This is a genomic window from Sphingomonas sp. S1-29 (assembly GCF_026167545.1).
Taxonomy (GTDB): Bacteria; Pseudomonadota; Alphaproteobacteria; order Sphingomonadales; family Sphingomonadaceae; genus Sphingomonas.
The window spans coordinates 1,370,650-1,387,101 of sequence record NZ_CP110678.1 but is presented as its reverse complement, the minus strand read 5'-3'; the positions used below and the strand labels follow the sequence as shown (position 1 = coordinate 1,387,101).

Below are 16,452 nucleotides of genomic sequence, written 5' to 3'. Positions count from 1 at the left end.
CGTGTGTTAGCGGTAACCAAAGAGCGCAAATGCCCGCCGATTGCAAGCGACTGTTAGCCGCGGCAATTCGTCGCGCCAAGCCTTTCCGCAAGCGACCCCGCGGGGCGGCCGTTCAGCGCCTGGGCGGTGGCGGCGCGGTCGATTCGCGCAGGATCAGCTCGTGCGGCAGGATGTGTTCGAGCGTGTCGTCGCCCGCCACCCCGCCGCGCGTGCGCAAGCGGTTCAGCAGCATCGTCACCGCCATTTCGGCCATCCGCGCGATCGGCTGGCGGACGGTGGTGAGCTCGGGCCAGACATTGGTGGCGAGCGCGGTATCGTCGAAGCCGACGATGCTGAGGTCGCGCGGCACCTGCAGCCCCAGCCGATGTGCGACACCCACTGCGGCGGCGGCCATGTCGTCGTTGCTCGCGAAGATCGCGGTCGGGCGCCGCTCGCGCGCCAGGATCGATTCGGCGGCGGTCATCCCCGATCGGAAGGTGAAGAAGCCCTGTTCGACCTGCATCGCCGCGGGATCAAGCCCCGCGCGTTCGATCGCCCAGGTGAAGCCGCGATAGCGCTCGGCGCTGGCGACCTGGTTGGGGTGGCCGCGGATGAAGGCGATGTCGGTGTGGCCAAGGTCGAGCAGATGCTGCGTCACCGCGACCGCGCCGTCGAAATCGTCGATCCGCACGCTGAGGCTGCCGGGGCTGGGGCGGCCCATGGCGACAGCGACTGCGGGAATACCCGCAGCTTCAAGCTCGGCGCGGACCGCCGCCGATTCGGACAGCGGCGGCGGCAGGATCACGCCCTGCACCTGGGTACTGGCGAAGATGCGGGTCGCTTCGGCCTGTTCCTCGGCGCTGTCGCCCTCGCACGGTTCGAGCACCAGGTGGCAGCCCGCGCGCCGCGCGCCCGCCAGCGCACCGATCAGGAACTGGCTGAGATAGGCCGCCGAAGGGTTCGAATAGAGCAGCCCGATCTGCGTCGCATCGCCCGCCGCCAGCGTCCGCGCGGCGGCGTTGGGCTTGTATTGCAGCTTGTCGATCGTTTCGAGCACCGCAACGCGTGTGCTTTCGCGGACATTGGTGCCACCATTGACGACGCGCGATACCGTCATCGCCGAAACCCCGGCCTCGCGCGCCACGTCCTGAACCGTAATTCCGCCTTGCCCCCGCCGTGTCGATCGCATCGTCTCTCCCCTGTCGCAGGGTTATTGCGCCTTCCACGACTTGGCAAATTCCCGCCGGCATTGACGCCAAACTCGGGCTTCGCCTATCCGTGATAGCGCTATCACAAACGACATGACCGCGTTCTACGCGATCGGCGGTGCAAATGGGAGAGTTGCGTCATGGATAATCGAGCGATGAAGCGCGCAGGTCGCCGGCTGGCGATCGCGACGCTGGCACTGGGCACCGCGACCGCTGCGATCCACGCACCACAACTCGCCGCGCAGACCCGGGCCCCTGCCGATGCGCCGCTGTACAAGGATGCACGCCAGCCGATTCCTGCGCGTGTCGAGGATTTGCTCAAGCGGATGACGCTCGAGGAAAAGGTCGCGCAGATGGTGACGATCTGGGAGGGCAAGGCCAAGATCCAGACCGCGACCGGGGTGTTCTCGCCCGAGATCGCAGCGAAGTCCTTCCCCAACGGCATTGGCCAGATCGCGCGTCCCTATGACCGCCGCGGCGTGAAGGTCGCGGCGCAGGGCGGCGTCGGCGCCGCCGGTGCCGCTGCGGGGGCCAGCAACCGCAGCCCCGCCGAAACCGCAGCCTATGTGAATGCTGCGCAGCGCTGGGCGGTCGAACAGACCCGGCTCGGTATCCCGATGATCTTCCACGAAGAGGCGCTGCACGGCTATGTCGCGCCGGGCGCCACCAGCTTTCCGCAGTCGATCGGGCTCGCCAGCAGCTTCGACCCCGCCTTGGTCGAGCGCATCTTCGGCGTTGCGGCGCGCGAGATGCGCGCGGTCGGCGCGCAATTGGCGCTGGCACCCGTGGTCGATGTCGCGCGCGATCCGCGCTGGGGGCGGATCGAGGAGACCTATGGCGAGGACCCGCATCTGGTGAGCGAGATGGGGCTCGCGGCGATCCGCGGCTTTCAGGGGACGACGCTGCCGCTGGCCCCAAATAAGGTGTTCGTCACGCTCAAGCACATGACCGGGCATGGCCAGCCCGAGGGCGGCACCAACATCGCACCCGCCAACATTTCCGAGCGCACGCTGCGCGAGAATTTCTTCCCGCCGTTTGAGCGCGCGGTGAAGGAATTGCCGGTGATGTCGGTGATGGCGTCGTATAACGAGATCGACGGCATCCCCAGCCACGGCAACAAATGGCTGCTGGGCGACGTGCTGCGCAAGGAATGGGGGTTCCAGGGGCTGGTGGTCAGCGACTATTTCGCGATCCGCGAGATGGTGACCCGGCACAAGATGTATAGCGACATCGGCGATGCAGCAGCGCGCGCGCTCGATGCCGGGGTCGATATCGAGACCCCCGATGGCGAGGGTTTCACCAAGCTTCCCGAATTGCTCAAGGCGGGCAAGGTCACGCAGGAGCAGATCGACACCGCGGTGCGCCGCATCCTGACGATGAAGTTCCAGGCAGGGCTGTTCGAGAACCCCTATGTCGATGCCAACGCGGCGGCCGCAAAGGTCAACACCCCCGACGCGGTGGCGCTGGCGCGCGAGGCGGCGCAGCGCGCGATGGTGCTGCTGAAGAACGATCAAGGCGTGCTGCCGCTCGACGCGACCAAGATCAAGCGGATGGCGGTGATCGGCACCCATGCCAACGACACGCCGCTCGGCGGCTATTCGGAGGTGCCGGCCAAGGTGGTCAGCGTCCTCGACGGGATGCGCGCCGAAGGGCAGGGCAAGTTCGCGGTCGATTATGCCGAGGGGGTGCGGCTGACCAAGAGCCGCTCCTGGTCAGCCGATGCGGTCGATCTGGTCGAGCCCGAAGTGAACGCCAAGCTGGCCGACGAAGCGGTCGCGACCGCGCGCAATGCCGATGTGATCGTTATGGTGTTGGGCGACAACGAGCAATTGAGCCGCGAGGCCTGGGCCGACGCGCATCTGGGTGACCGGACCTCGCTCGACCTGATCGGGCCGCAGAACGAACTCGCGCGGCGGATATTCGCGCTCGGCAAGCCGGTGGTGGTGTTGCTGCTCAACGGGCGGCCATTGTCGGTGAACTATCTGTCCGAGGCGGCGCCCGCGCTGATCGAGGGCTGGTATATGGGCGAGCAGACCGGTGCCGCTGCCGCCGACGTGATCTTCGGGCGGGTCAATCCGGGCGGCAAGCTGCCGGTGTCGATCGCGCGCAATGTCGGCCAGCTGCCCAATTTCTACAACTACAAGCCGTCGGCGCGGCGCGGCTATCTGTTCGACACCACCAAGCCGCTCTACCCGTTCGGCTATGGGCTGAGCTACACCAGCTTCACGGTCGGCGCGCCCAGGATCGTGACGCCGCGGATCGGCGCGGGCGACACCGCGCGCGTCGAGGTCGAGGTGCAGAATACCGGGCGCCGGACCGGCGACGAGGTCGTCCAGCTTTATGTCCGCGACGACGAGGCGAGCGTCACCCGACCGGTGCAGGAGCTCAAGGGCTTTCAGCGGGTGACGCTCAAGGCAGGCGAGCGGCGGACGGTACGCTTCGAGCTGAAGCCTGCTGACCTTGCGATCTGGAACCAGCAGATGCAGCGCGAGGTCGAGCCGGGGACGTTCACGATCTCGGCGGGGCCGAACTCGGTCGATCTGAAGAGTGCGAAGCTGACGGTGCGGTAAGCCGCGGGGTCGTCATTCCCGCGTTGGCGGGAATGACGACCCGATCAGCGGTCAGCTATCGGCGGTAGTCGCGACCCACACCAGCGGCGCGTTCCAGTTGATCGCGACTTCGTTCATCGTGAACGCGCCGATATCGTCGACCCAGCAGCGCTGCGGCGCGCATTTGCCCTTCAGCTTTTCGGCAACCGGATCGCCCATGTTGCTGTTATTGGGGCCACCCGACAGCGCACCCGGCGGCGGGCCGGGATAGGCGGGGTCGGCCTGGCGTGCCCAGAAGCGGTGATGCGGGTTCTGCAGAGCGCGCTCGCCATGGCCGCTGACATAAGACGTCCCCATGGGGTTGCGCCCGAGGATGTAATCGAGCGCATCGCCCGCCGCCGCGCCGAAGCGTGCCTCGCCGGTCCAGCGCTGCGCCATCCGCAGCAGCATCGCGCGGTTGAGCAGGTTGCTGGTCGATCCCCAGACATAGCGTTCGCCCGCGAAGGGGATGCGATAGGCAACGTCGCCGCGTTCGCGCTCGAACCGGTCGGCGGCCTCGACGATCAGCGCGCGCGAACGGTCGCGCCGCTGCGCATCGCTGCCGATCGCGAGGGTCGCATGGCCGAGCGCCGCGACCGACGCCCAGCTCGGCTCGCCGCCGAGCCGGCCGGCGTGCGGCGATGCATCGACCGCGGTAGCGAAGCGCGGATCGCCGGTCGTCGCGTAGAGCTCGGCGGCGGCCCAGAAGGCTTCGTCGGACACGTCGCGATCGCCATAGCCCCCCGATCCGGTGAAATCGCCGACCGCGAACAGCTGCGGATTACGCTGCGCAGCCGCCCAGGCGCTGGTGGCGGCATCGAGGCATTTTTTGGCGAAGGCCGGGTCGATCGTGCGCCAGATCCGCGCCGCCTGCGCCGCGACCGCGGCCAGGTTGAGCGTCGCCGCGGTGCTCGGCGGATAGAGGCGGCGCGCCTCGGGATCGCGATCGGGGCGCATCGGGATGCTGGTCCAGCGCTCGTCGGCGACCTTGTGGTGCGCCATCCCGCCGGCATCGACCGCGGTGAAGGTCAGCTTCTTGGCGGGGTCGTTCTGGCCGACGGGCAATTGCATCGTCGTGCCCTGCGGCACCTGCATCGCCAGCAGGAATTCGACCTCGTAGCGCGCCTCGTCGAGCAGGTCGGAGACGCGGTTGCCCGCTTCGGGGATCGACTGCGCGCCATCGGGGAAGGCGGCTCCGGCGGTCCATTCGTGGAGGTTGAGCAGCGTCCAGGTCGCGATGCCGCCATTGACGACATATTTGCCGTGATCGCCCGCGTCATACCAGCCGCCGGTCACGTCGAGCGTGTGGCCGCAGCCCGGCCAGACATTGCCGCGCTGGTCCTTGCCCGCGAAGCAGGTGACGCGCTCGCCGACATGCGCGGCGGGGCGTGCCCATTGCGCGCCGCCGGCATGGCGCGCCAGGATCGGCGTACCCGCACGCTGGTGGTAGAAGAAGGCGAGCGCATCGCTGGCGAGTACGCGATAGGGCTGCGGCGCTACCGCGAACGCCGCGCTGGCGGCATCGCCGATGCGGATGCGGTAGCCCTTGCCCGGATCGGTCAGCGCCGACAGGTCGATCGCCTGCTGGTGCCCGCCGGCGCGCGGGTCGGCGGGCAAGGGCGTGGTCTTGCCCGCCAACATGGTCTTGCCCGCCGCGTCCTCGACCCGCCAGTCGCGCGGCGCCGCATCGGGCGTCCGCGCGATTGCCAGCTTGGGCGCGTCGGGGGCGAAGCCGAGCTGGTTGACGTCGATCGCGAGCTCACCCTGCGCCGCTAGCAGCAGCAGGGCGGCCTTCACCGCTTTGCTCCGGTGGTGGCATAGGGGCCGAACACCGCGCCGACGAACCCGCCCGCAGTCTTGGTGCTCAGCATCTTGCCATCGCGGCCCTCGGCGAGAATCTGCCATTCGCCGGGCTTGGCGGCATAGGCGAAGTCGTAGCGGTCACCGCGCGCGGTGATCTTCAGCTCGACCGGGTGGCCGGGGGTGCCGGTGAAGGGCACGCTGGCGATCGTCTTGCCGTTCTTCGGGTCGGCCTCGCCCGCGCGCTGGTCGAGCCGCAGCACCTGCTTGCCCCCCTCGCGCGCGACGACCAGCGCGTACCAATACTCATCGCTCTGCAGCGCGACGAGCCCGGCAGCCTCGCCGTCACGCGTCGGCGCGAAGCGGACGACGGTGGTCGCGGTCGCGTCGCGATGCTGCTGGCGCCGCGCCAGGAACGAGGGGTTGGCGTTGTCGCCCAGCGTCTCGGGCCGCGCGCGCAGGTGGAGGGCGCCGCCTTCCAGCCGGTGCCATTGTTCGCGCGGGTTGCGCATCATCATCCATTGCGGCCCGAGCTTGTCGGCATCGAACTGCTCGAGCACGCCGAACGCGCCGTTGGTCGGCAGCGCGGGCTTGGGCTGCGGCGGCAGCGCGGGGCGGGCATGGGTGTAGGGCAGAACCTCGCCGGGCTTGGTGATGCTCGGCCAGCCATTTTCCCAGGTCACCGGCATCAGGAACGTTTCGCGCCCGGTATTGTAGAAATCGCCCTCATAGGGACGCACCGCCAGGAAGGTCGCCCACCAGTCGCCATTGGGCAGCTGGACCAGATCGGCATGGCCCGCCGAGGTGATCGGGTTGGCGCGATCGGCGGGAAGCCCGCGCTGCGTCAGGAAGGGGTTGGCGGGGTTGGGGGTGAAGGGGCCATCGGGGCTGCGGCTGCGCAGCACGACCTGGCTGTGCGCCTCGGCGGTGCCGCCCTCGGCGCAGGTGAGATAATACCAGCCGTCCTTCTGGATCAGATGCGGCCCTTCGATCCAGATCGGGTTCTTCGACGGATCGACGCCGCCATCGACCAGCATCTTGCGCGGGCCGAAGGTCTTGTTGGTCTTGGCATCAAAGCGCTGGATCCAGATCGCGCGATGCCCCTGGTAGCGCGGTTGGCCGATCGGCGGGCCGTTGTTGAGGATCCACGCGGTGCCGTCGTCCTCGAAGAACAACGACGGATCGATCGCGCCTTCGAGGTCGGGCAGCCAGACCGGATCGCTCCACGGCCCCTTGGGGTCGGTCGCGGTCACCAGGAAGTTGCCGCCGCAATCGACGCAGGTGTTCAGGATGTAGAAAATCCCGTCGCGATGCTCGATCGCGGGGGCGAAGACGCCGCGCGACAGGCCGAGCTGCTTGAAATCGAGCTGATCGGGGCGATCGATCGCGTTGCCGATCTGCGTCCAGTTTACCAGATCGCGGCTGTGCCAGATCGGAATCCCAGGAAAATAGCTGAAGGTCGAGGTGACCAGATAATAATCTTCGCCGACGCGGGTGATGCTGGGATCGGGGTAGAAGCCCTGCAGGATCGGGTTGCGATAGTCGCCGGGGCCGGGGCGGACGACGCTGTCGATCGGATCGCTGCCGCGATAATCGAACCAGTCGAAGCTGGCGGTGCCGGGCGCCTGCTGCGCAACGCCGGGTGCGGTGGTCGCCAGCAGCATTGCCGCGAACATGGGGGCAATCGATCGCATCAGTCTCTCCCTGTCGGCTCTTGGTGGCCGTTGATAGCGCTACCGTGTCGAAGGGGGGCGGCGCTAGGGGGAAAAGGAAAAATCGACGGCTGCCGTACGGGATTGCGGATCGTTGCGCCGGCTCGCGCCGCACCATGCTGCGCAACAAAACCGCCTGGGCGCCTCGTGGCTCCTTGATTGACAATGGGCGCGGGCGGGGCATGATATCGCTATCAACCCGGCGGAAATCGGCCTTTCGATCCGCCGGTGCGAGCGCAGCATAAGGATCGCCGCATCCAGACCGATCTCGCGCGATCCCGCCACCGACCTTTACGCCCTGCCAGATCGAGGATTCCATGAAAACCAACGTACCGATCGACCGTCGTAGCTTGCTCGGGGGCGGCCTCGCCGCCGCGGGTACCGCCTTGCTGCCTGCCGCCGCGTTCGCGCAGGCCGAGGGCGAGGGGCTGCACGCGATCGCCAAGACGCGGAATCTTCGCTTCGGCTCGGCCTTTGCGTGGAGCCGGCCAGGGGCCGACGCCGGATCGTTCGCCAACCCCGCTTTCGCCGCGCTGCTGCAGCGCGATTGCGGCGTGCTGGTGCCCGAGAACGAGCTGAAGTGGCAACGCACGCGCCCCTCGGCCGCCGCGTTCGACTTCGATCGGCTCGATCCGATGATTGCCTATGCCAAGGCGGCGGGGATGCCGGTGCGCGGGCATACGCTGTTGTGGCATTACAGCCGCTGGTTCCCGAAATGGCTCAACGACTATGACTTCGGCAGCAAGCCCGCGGCCGAGGCGCAGCGGCTGTTGTCCGCGCACATCGATACCGTCGCCGCGCGCTACGGCACCGCGATCTACAGCTATGACGTGGTCAACGAAGCGGTCGATCCCGATACCGGCGGTATGCGCGAGACATCGCTGTCGAAGGCGATGGGCGGGCCCGAGCAGGTGCTCGACCACGCCTTCCGCACCGCGCGCGCCGCGGCGCCGCACGCCGAGCTGGTGTATAACGACTATATGAGCTGGGAAGCGGGCAACGAGAAGCATCGCAGCGGCGTGCTGCGGATGCTCGAAGGGCTGCGCAAGCGCGGCACCCCGGTCGATACGCTGGGGGTCCAGTCGCATATCAGCATTTCCAAGCCGACGTCGTCGATCGCGGCGCTGGTGGGGCAGCTGACCCCGGCGTGGCGCGCGTTCCTGAACGAGGTCACCGGCATGGGCTATCGCCTGAGCATCACCGAGTTCGACGTGCGCGACCGCGGGCTTCCCGCCGACATCGCGACGCGCGACCGCGCGGTCGCCGATTTTGCGGGCGCCTATCTCGACCTGATGCTGTCCTATCCGCAGCTCACCGACGTCCTCGCCTGGGGGATGAGCGACAAATATAGCTGGCTGCGCAGCTTCGAGCCGCGCCCCGACAAGGAGATCACGCGCGGCCTGCCCTATGACGTGGCGTTCGAGCCCAAGCCGCTGCGCGCGGCGATCGCACGATCGCTCGCGGGCGCGCCGATGCGCCCCGCTGCGCCGGAGCGCGCGGCATGATCCGCGGCTGGCTGATCGCGCTGTGCCTGGTCTTCGCGGTGCCGCAGGCGCAGGCGGGCGACCGCGATTGGGTATCGAGCTGGGCGACCGCGGTGATGCCGATGGAGGGCGACAATGCGCTGCCGCCGGGCGAGGCGGGGCCGCTGACGATCCGCCAGACGATGCGGCTGTCGGTCGGCGGCACGCGGATCAGGCTGCGGGTGTCGAACCGGCATGGCCGCCAGCCGCTGCGCGTCGACGGCGTCCGCGTCGCGCTGGCCAGCGCGGCGGGGGCGGCGAGCGGTACCCCCGGCACCGAGCGGGTCGCGACCTTCGCAGGCGAGCGCAGCTTCACCGTGCCCGCGGGGGCCGACTATTGGTCCGACCCGGTCGCGCTGGCGGTCAAGCCGCTGGCGCATGTCGCGGTTGCGATCGACCTCGCCGAACGCCCCGAGCTGGCGACCGGGCATCCGGGCGCGCGCACGACGACGCATATCGGCAAGGCTGATGCTGCGGTGAAGGTGGTACGCTGGTATCATCTGTCGGGGATCGACGTCGATTCTCCCGGCGCCTCGGCGATCGCGCTGCTCGGCGATTCGATTACCGACGGCTATGGCGTCGTGCCAGACAGCGACGGGCGCTGGACCGACTATCTGGCGCAGCGGCTCGCGGCCGATCCGGCGACGCGCGACCTGGCAATTGCCAATTTCGGGATCGGCGGCAATCGGCTGCTGCTTGATGGGCTTGGCCCCAATGCGATGGCGCGGCTCGACCGCGACGTGCTGCTGCTGCCGGGGGTGGAGCAATTGGTGGTGATGATCGGGGTCAACGACCTCGGCACGCTGACGCGCGAACAGCCGGTGTCGGAGGCCGAGCACCGCCAGTTGGTCGCGCGGATGATCGCCGGCTATCGCCAGATCGCGACGCGCGCGCGGGCGGCGGGGGTGCGGGTGATCGGCGCGACGATCATGCCCTATGGCGGCTCGGAATATTACCACCCCGACCGGCTGAACGAAGCCGATCGCCAGGCGCTCAACGCCTTCATCCGTACGCCTGGCAATTTCGACGCGGTGATCGATATGGACGCCGCGATGCGCGACCCCGCCAAGCCGACGCATCTGCGCAAGGCTTTGGATTCGGGCGACGGGCTCCATCCGTCGAACGCCGGCTATCGCGCGATGGCGGCGGCGGTGCCGCTGGCGGTGTTCGAAGACGCCGCACGTTGAAACGGAGCGGGGCGGGGGAGGCACCTCCGCCCCGGCATGACCCGCGCCATACGCGGCGCTTGCCACTTCTACCCGACCCGTTCGTGCCGAGCTTGTCGAAGTACCGTTCTTTGTCCGGCAAGTTGCGCCTGTGGTGCGCAGGGCGGTGCAACGACAAGCTCGGCACGAACGGCAGGAGTGCGGTTCCTACTCACCCGTCCCCAATCGCAAACGCACAAAAAAAGTGGCCGCCACGAACGTGACGACCACCGAGGGGGAGGAAACAGATCGGGTCGAGGCGCTTAGAAGCGGCCGCGAACCCCCACGAGCACGGTGCGGCCCGGGTTGTATTCGTTGAACGTCGCGTTCTCGTACTGGAAGTACGAGCTCTGCGCCTGCTTCGTGATGTTGATCACGTTGACGACCAGCGTCGGCAGATAGTCGTTGCCCAGAATCTTGCCGAGATCGACATTGCCCGAGAAATCGAGCTGCCCATAGTCGCGACCGATGATCGCGGCGGCAGGGAGGCCGTTCTGGTTCAGACCCGAGTTCACCGACCCTTCGTTATAGGTGTAGGTCAGCCGCGCCGAGAGGCCGTTGCCTTCGTAATAGCCGGTCGCCGTATAGGTGGTCGGGGCGACGCCGAGCGCCACTGCGGGCACCTGGCCTTCGCCGCGCTGGTCGATCAGCGTCAGGTTGCCCTGGAAGCCGAAGCCGCGGACGCCGATATATTGCGTCAGGAAGTCGAGCGGCTGGGTGAGCTGGAACTCGAGCCCGTTGACCTTGAGCTTGCCGTCGGCGTTGACCTGCTGCTGGAGCTGGATCGGCACCTGCTCGGGTGCGATGCCCGATGGGCGTGCGCGATCGAGCAACGCTTGCTGCTGGGCCTGCGTCAGCGAAGCGAACGTGATGCCGAACGGCGCCAACGTCGAGAACGGCACGGTGTTGATGCCGTTGACGGTGAAGCCGGTGATCGACTTGCGGAAGGCTGCGAACGCGATGACGCCTTCACCGCCGGTATAATATTCGAACCCAAGGTCGATATTGTCCGAGATGTAGGGGTTGAGCGCGTTGTTGCCGAGCGTGCCGACGTCGGCCGAAGGCTGGACGAACGAAGCACCGGGCAGCAGCTGGTTGGGATCGGGCCGCGTCATCGTCCGCGAGATCGAGCCGCGAGCGACTGCCTGGCGGCCGAAGTTGAACGCCACGCTCGCCGACGGCAGGAAGTTCGAATACAACCGGTCGGTCTGCGCGAAGTTAACGATCGTCGGATAGCACGAACCGTCGAGCGCGAAGGTCGGGCTCACCCCGGGGCAGGTAACGCCGCCACGCACGTTGAGCGGGTTCGGCAAGGTCGTGCGACCGCCGACCAGCTGTTCGGTGCGAACATAGCGCAGGCCACCGTTCAGCCGGAGCGTATTCTCGGTGCCGACATCGAAGATGCCGTTCATCTCGATGAAGGTGCCCGTCACCTTTTCGCGGATCAGGCCGCCATTCGCGCCGCTGCTGCCAGCGCCGGTCTCGGTCGCGCCGGCCAGCAACTCGTCATAGCCGGTATCCTGCTTGAACTTGTCCCAATCGACGGTGATGAAACCGTTGCTGCCCGGCAGCAGATAGCTGGGGACCCCCGCGGTGGGGATGAGCGACCCGCCGTAATTGAGCGGCGCGCCGCCGACGGTGGCGCCGGTGCCATAGCCTGGATAGGTCGGATAGCCTGCCGGCGCGGTGGTGCCGGGCTGATTGGCGCCGTCGCACGGCGGCTGACGGTTTGGCCCCGGCAGCACGACGCTGGGGTTGTTGCCGCAGATCGCCGCCTGCCAGGGATTGGTGTTGTCGAACGGCGTGATCCGGCGGCTGATATCGTCATAGGCCGCGCCGACGCGGACGCTGAAGCGCTGCTCGTCGCCGAACAACAGGCTGCCACGGATACCCTTGGTCTCGGTCTCGCGCTCTTCGCCGTTCAGATTGACGCGACCACCACCGTTCCAGCCGAAGCTGTTCGGGTTGTTGAGGTCGATATTGCTCTGGATATCGGGGATGCCGCCATTGTTGGTGTAGTTCACCGTCAGGCCGCTGCTCGGCGGGGTGATGACCAGCACCGTCGGGCTCTCGCGGCGGAAGTTGCTCCGCGTGTAATTGGCCTGCAGATCACCCTTGATGTAATCGTTGATGATGAAATCGATGCCGGGGTTGACGCCCCAATAGTCCTGCGTGTCCTTGTACGGACGATATTCCAGGAAGAATTGCGAATTCGCGTAGGTACCGCCGGTCACGGTGCAGCCGACGCTGCAATCGCTGTTGTCGTAGGTGGTGTTGAGCGGAATGACCGCGCCGTTGCGAACCACCCAGTTCATCGACGTCCGGGTCATGTCGGTTTCTCGCTGCGCATACATGCCGTCGACATAGAAATGCAGCGCGTCGCTGGGGCGCCATTCGAGCGACACCAGGCCGTTGTAGCGCGTGCGTTCGCCGATCTCGGTGCGCGGGCGGCCCAGGCGCGGCAGGAGGCCGTTGTCGATCTGCTGGATCGTCGCGCCGGGGTTGTTGGCAAGCAGGAACGCCTGATCGATCGTCGTGCCGGGGGTCAGGCCGTTGCCCGCGTTCATCGGCACGGTGCCGGGGATGGTGAAGTTGCCGCCGCCGGTGTTGTTGCGCGTCGAGCTGGTATTCTGGGTGGCGGTCAGGTTGGGGTTGGTGAAGCCGATCGTTTCATAGCCATCGACCTGGAAGCGGTTCTTCACCGCCGCGCCGCCGACCAGGATGCCGAAATCGCCAAAGGTGGCGCTGGCCAGCGCATAGCCGCGATAGCCCCATTTGTCGGTGGTGCTGACCTGCGAACCCTGCAGGCCATAGCTGAAATAGGGCTTGGGGTTGTCGAACGGGCGGGCCGAACGCAGGTTCACTGTGCCCGCGGCGCCGCCTTCGAGCTGGCTGGCAACCGGCGACTTGCTGACGGTCAGCTGGGTGAACAGCTCGGTCGGGATCAGGTCGAGATCGACTTCGCGGTTGGTGCTCTGCGCGTCGAAGCGGACCGATGCGATCGCGATCGGCGCGCCGTTGAGCAGCACGCGGGTGAAGTTGGTGCCGAGCCCGCGGATCGCGACGTTCGAGCCTTCACCGGTCACTTCGCGGCTGATCGTCACGCCGGGGATACGGTTGACCGATTCGGCGATGTTGGTGTCGGGGAACTTGCCGATATCCTCGGCGAAGATCGTGTCGGTGAAGCCGATCGAGTTGCGCTTGGCGTTGGTCTGGCTTTCGAGCGAAGCCCGATAGCCGGTCACGACGATATCGGCGTTGCCCGTTGCCGAAGGATCGGCGCCTTGCTGGTCGGTCGAATCGATCGCGGTCGGCTGAGTCTGGCCCGCGCCGTCCTGCGCAGCGATGCTGGGCGCTTCGTTGGCGCTGCTGCTCGACGATGCGGTCGGAGCGGGCGGCGTGGTTTGGGTGGTCTGCGCAAAGGCCGGCCAGGCGGCGGTCGTCAGCAGCATCGCCGACATCGTCGCGACGCGACGCGACATTCCAATGGTGTCCATTTCTTTCCCTCTCCCGTGTCGACGCCCCGAGCTTCGGGGTCGCAAAGGGCCGGTCCAACCGGATCGGCTGTTGCGCTGATACCGCTGTCAGGACAACGGTGTCAATTGGCGGCGACCGGTATTAAAGACGGTACGGCGGGTTGACCCGATGGGCAGCCATCGTGATGGTAACGCTAACCTAAAACAGGCTGCGAGCAGCGGTCGCGAGGGGAGAGACGATGCGGTTTGATCGGACCATGGGCGCTGGGGAAAGGCTGTCCATCGCCTTCGGGCTGGCGGTGCTTTGGGCATTGCTGGCGACTGCGGCGATCGCGCAAACCGCGGTCGGGCGTGAGCGAATCCGCATCGACGATAATTGGCGTTTCACGCGCGGCGATCCCGCCGGCATGACCACCGATCTTCGCTACGACGTCCGTCCCGTCGTCGAGCGCAGCGCCGATGGTCGCGTCGCCGATGCCGAGCCCGAGGATGCGGTGGCGGTGCGCGCGGGCGACAGCCGTGTGCTCAAGCCGTGGATTTTGCCCACCGCCAACGCCTTTATCGCCGATCCCGCCAAGTGGCATGTCCGCCCCGCAGGCGATCCCGGCAGCGACGTTGCCTATGTCCAGTCGGGGTTCGACGACAGCGCCTGGACCAAGGTAACGCTGCCGCACGACTGGGCGATCGCCGGCCCGTTCATCAAGGACGGCCCTTATGGCGGGATGGGCCGGCTCAAGAGCTGGGGGATCGGCTGGTATCGCAAGACGCTCGACATCCCCGCGCGCGATGCCGGGCGCTCGATCTTCCTCGATGTCGATGGGGCGATGTCCTATGCGACGGTGTGGCTGAACGGTCGGCTCGTGGGCGGCTGGCCTTATGGCTATAATGGCTGGCGGCTTGACCTGACGCCGCATGTCGTGCCCGGTGGACGCAACCAGCTGGCGATCCGGCTCGACAATCCGCCCGAATCGGCGCGCTGGTATCCCGGCGGTGGGCTGTATCGCGACGTGTGGCTGGTGAAGGCCGCGCCGGTGCATGTCGGCCATTGGGGCAGCATCGTGCGCACCCCGAAGGTCGACAAGGCAGCCGCCGAGGTCACGCTGGCGCTGACGATCGACAATGATTCGGACGCGGCGGCGACGGTGGAAGTCGCAAGCGACCTGTATGTGCTGGGGGCCGATGGCCGCCACACCGGTCGTCCGGTCGCGCGCATCGCGGCGGCGCGGCAGCAGGTAGCCGCCAAGGGCTCGGCGCGGTTCGATGGCGCGACGGTGATCGCCAATCCGCGGCTTTGGGGGCCGCCGCCGACGCAGCAGCCCAACCGATATGTCGCGGTGTCGAGCGTTCGCGTCGGCGGGCGTGTCGTCGACAGCTATGAAACGCCGTTCGGGGTGCGCGACATCGAATTCGCTGGGCCGCGCGGGGTGATCGTCAATGGCCAGCCGGTGCGGCTGAACGGGGTGAACAACCACCATGATCTCGGCGCATTGGGGGCGGCGTTCAACGTGCGCGCCGCCGAACGCCAGCTCGAAATCCTGCGCGAAATGGGGGTCAATGCGATCCGCATGAGCCACAATCCGCCCGCGCCCGAACTGCTCGACCTCACCGACCGGATGGGGTTCCTGGTGATCGACGAGGTGTTCGATTCGTGGGAGCGCAAGAAGACCCCGCTCGATTTCCACCTGATCTTCCCCGATTGGCACGAGGCCGATCTGCGGTCGATGCTGCGCCGCGACCGCAACCACCCCTCGATCATGTTGTGGAGCGTCGGCAACGAGGTAGGCGAGCAATATACCGGCGAGGAGGGCGCGGCGATCGCGCGCAAGCTGGTCGGCATCGTCCGCGAGGAGGATACCCGCCCAGCCACCAGCGCGATGAATTATGCCAAGCCCGACATGCCGATGCCCGCCGAGATGGACGTCATTAACATCAACTATCAGGGCTCGGGTATCCGCACCTTGCCCGGCCAATATCCCGCGTTCCGCGCGAAATTCCCCGACAAGGTGATCTTCGAGAGCGAAAGCGCGTCGGCGCTGAGCAGCCGCGGCGAATACCTGTTCCCGGTGTCGGGCAGCGTCAGCGGGCCGGTGCGGCCGGGATCGGGGGGCGATCCGGTGACGCATCACGTCAGCGCCTATGAGCTCCACGCGTCCGATTTCGGATCGTCGGCCGATCGCGAATTTTCGGCGATCGACCAGAACCCCGATGTCGCGGGCGAGTTCGTCTGGACCGGCTTCGACTATCTCGGCGAGCCGACGCCTTATTATACCTCGCGCAGCTCCTATTCGGGGATCGTCGACCTGGCGGGGTTCCGCAAGGATCGCTTCTATCTCTATCAGGCGCGCTGGCGCCCCGACCTCAAATTCGCGCATATCCTGCCGCATTGGACCTGGCCGGGGCGCGAGGGCGAGGTGACGCCGGTGCATGTGTTCAGTTCCGCCGACGAAGCCGAATTGTTCGTCAATGGCGAGTCGCAGGGGCGGATCAAGCGCGCCCCCTTTGCCTATCGCTTCCGCTGGGACTTCGTGACCTATCAGCCGGGCGTGCTGCAGGTGGTGACGTGGAAGGAGGGCAAGCCCTGGGCCGACGCCAGTGTCGAGACGGTGGGGGAGGCGAGTGCCTTGTCTGCCACCGCCGATCGGTCGCGGATTGCGGGCGATGGCCGTGACCTCGCCTTCGTCACCGTCGATGTCGTCGATTCGCAGCGCCGGATCGCGCCGCGCGCCAAGATGCCGATCCGCTTCCGCGTCGAGGGGCCGGGTGAACTGGTCGCGACCGACAATGGCGACCCGACCGACCTGACCGCTTTCCCCTCCGCCACCCGCGCCGCCTTCAACGGCAAGGCGCTTGCGATCGTCCGCGCCCGCCCCGGCGGCAAGGGGCCGATCACCCTGGTTGCCGAAGCCGATGGGCTGGCACCGACCCGCGTCGTCGTGACGGCGACCGGCAAATGAACAGGAA

At 67.2% G+C, this 16,452-nt stretch carries 8 protein-coding genes; 4 read left to right on the top strand and 4 right to left on the bottom strand.

What is annotated here, in order from left to right:
• Positions 1-112: 112 nt before the first annotated feature.
• Positions 113-1,168 (bottom strand): LacI family DNA-binding transcriptional regulator, encoded by a 1,056-nt coding sequence (locus OKW76_RS06455; RefSeq protein WP_265552157.1) that lies wholly within the window; start codon positions 1,166-1,168, stop codon positions 113-115.
• Positions 1,169-1,342: 174 nt separating this feature from the next.
• Here OKW76_RS06455 and OKW76_RS06450 point away from each other — a divergent pair, with 174 nt between their 5' ends.
• A complete protein-coding gene (locus OKW76_RS06450) occupies positions 1,343-3,757 on the top strand; it encodes a glycoside hydrolase family 3 N-terminal domain-containing protein (RefSeq protein WP_265552155.1) in 2,415 nt (804 codons plus the stop codon).
• Positions 3,758-3,808: 51 nt separating this feature from the next.
• Here OKW76_RS06450 and OKW76_RS06445 read toward each other — a convergent pair whose 3' ends face one another.
• Positions 3,809-5,572 carry a glycoside hydrolase family 9 protein gene (locus OKW76_RS06445; RefSeq protein ID WP_265552153.1) on the bottom strand — a complete coding sequence of 588 codons (1,764 nt, stop codon included), beginning with the start codon at positions 5,570-5,572 and terminating at the stop codon, positions 3,809-3,811.
• Entirely contained in the window at positions 5,569-7,269 is a 1,701-nt protein-coding gene (locus OKW76_RS06440; protein ID WP_265552151.1) for a glycoside hydrolase family 43 protein, read from the bottom strand. Before OKW76_RS06440 ends, OKW76_RS06445 begins: the two co-directional genes overlap by 4 nt.
• A gap of 335 nt (positions 7,270-7,604) precedes the next feature.
• On the opposite strand from OKW76_RS06440, the gene OKW76_RS06435 reads away from it, so the two are divergent.
• Together OKW76_RS06435 and OKW76_RS06430 are read left to right on the top strand one after the other, a co-directional pair.
• Positions 7,605-8,792, top strand: a complete 1,188-nt coding sequence (locus OKW76_RS06435) for an endo-1,4-beta-xylanase (protein ID WP_265552149.1) — start codon at positions 7,605-7,607, stop codon at positions 8,790-8,792.
• Complete coding sequence (locus OKW76_RS06430) at positions 8,789-9,997, top strand: SGNH/GDSL hydrolase family protein (protein ID WP_265552147.1); 1,209 nt, start codon at positions 8,789-8,791, stop codon at positions 9,995-9,997. The genes OKW76_RS06435 and OKW76_RS06430 overlap by 4 nt, the downstream gene beginning before the upstream one ends.
• A gap of 281 nt (positions 9,998-10,278) precedes the next feature.
• Here OKW76_RS06430 and OKW76_RS06425 read toward each other — a convergent pair whose 3' ends face one another.
• Positions 10,279-13,497 carry a TonB-dependent receptor gene (locus OKW76_RS06425; protein ID WP_265552145.1) on the bottom strand — a complete coding sequence of 1,073 codons (3,219 nt, stop codon included), beginning with the start codon at positions 13,495-13,497 and terminating at the stop codon, positions 10,279-10,281.
• A 233-nt stretch (positions 13,498-13,730) separates the two neighbouring features.
• On the opposite strand from OKW76_RS06425, the gene galB reads away from it, so the two are divergent.
• Complete coding sequence (galB, locus tag OKW76_RS06420) at positions 13,731-16,445, top strand: beta-galactosidase GalB (protein WP_265552143.1); 2,715 nt, start codon at positions 13,731-13,733, stop codon at positions 16,443-16,445.
• Positions 16,446-16,452 lie beyond the last annotated feature (7 nt).

Excerpts from the sequence above, each read along its gene's own strand:
- galB (WP_265552143.1), top strand. The coding sequence starts at position 13,731 with ATGCGGTTTGATCGGACCATGGGCGCTGGGGAAAGGCTGTCCATCGCC.
- OKW76_RS06430 (WP_265552147.1), top strand. The coding sequence starts at position 8,789 with ATGATCCGCGGCTGGCTGATCGCGCTGTGCCTGGTCTTCGCGGTGCCG.
- OKW76_RS06450 (WP_265552155.1), top strand. The coding sequence starts at position 1,343 with ATGAAGCGCGCAGGTCGCCGGCTGGCGATCGCGACGCTGGCACTGGGC.
- OKW76_RS06440 (WP_265552151.1), bottom strand. The coding sequence starts at position 7,269 with ATGCGATCGATTGCCCCCATGTTCGCGGCAATGCTGCTGGCGACCACC.
- OKW76_RS06455 (WP_265552157.1), bottom strand. The coding sequence starts at position 1,168 with ATGCGATCGACACGGCGGGGGCAAGGCGGAATTACGGTTCAGGACGTG.
- OKW76_RS06435 (WP_265552149.1), top strand. The coding sequence starts at position 7,605 with ATGAAAACCAACGTACCGATCGACCGTCGTAGCTTGCTCGGGGGCGGC.
- OKW76_RS06425 (WP_265552145.1), bottom strand. The coding sequence starts at position 13,497 with ATGTCGCGTCGCGTCGCGACGATGTCGGCGATGCTGCTGACGACCGCC.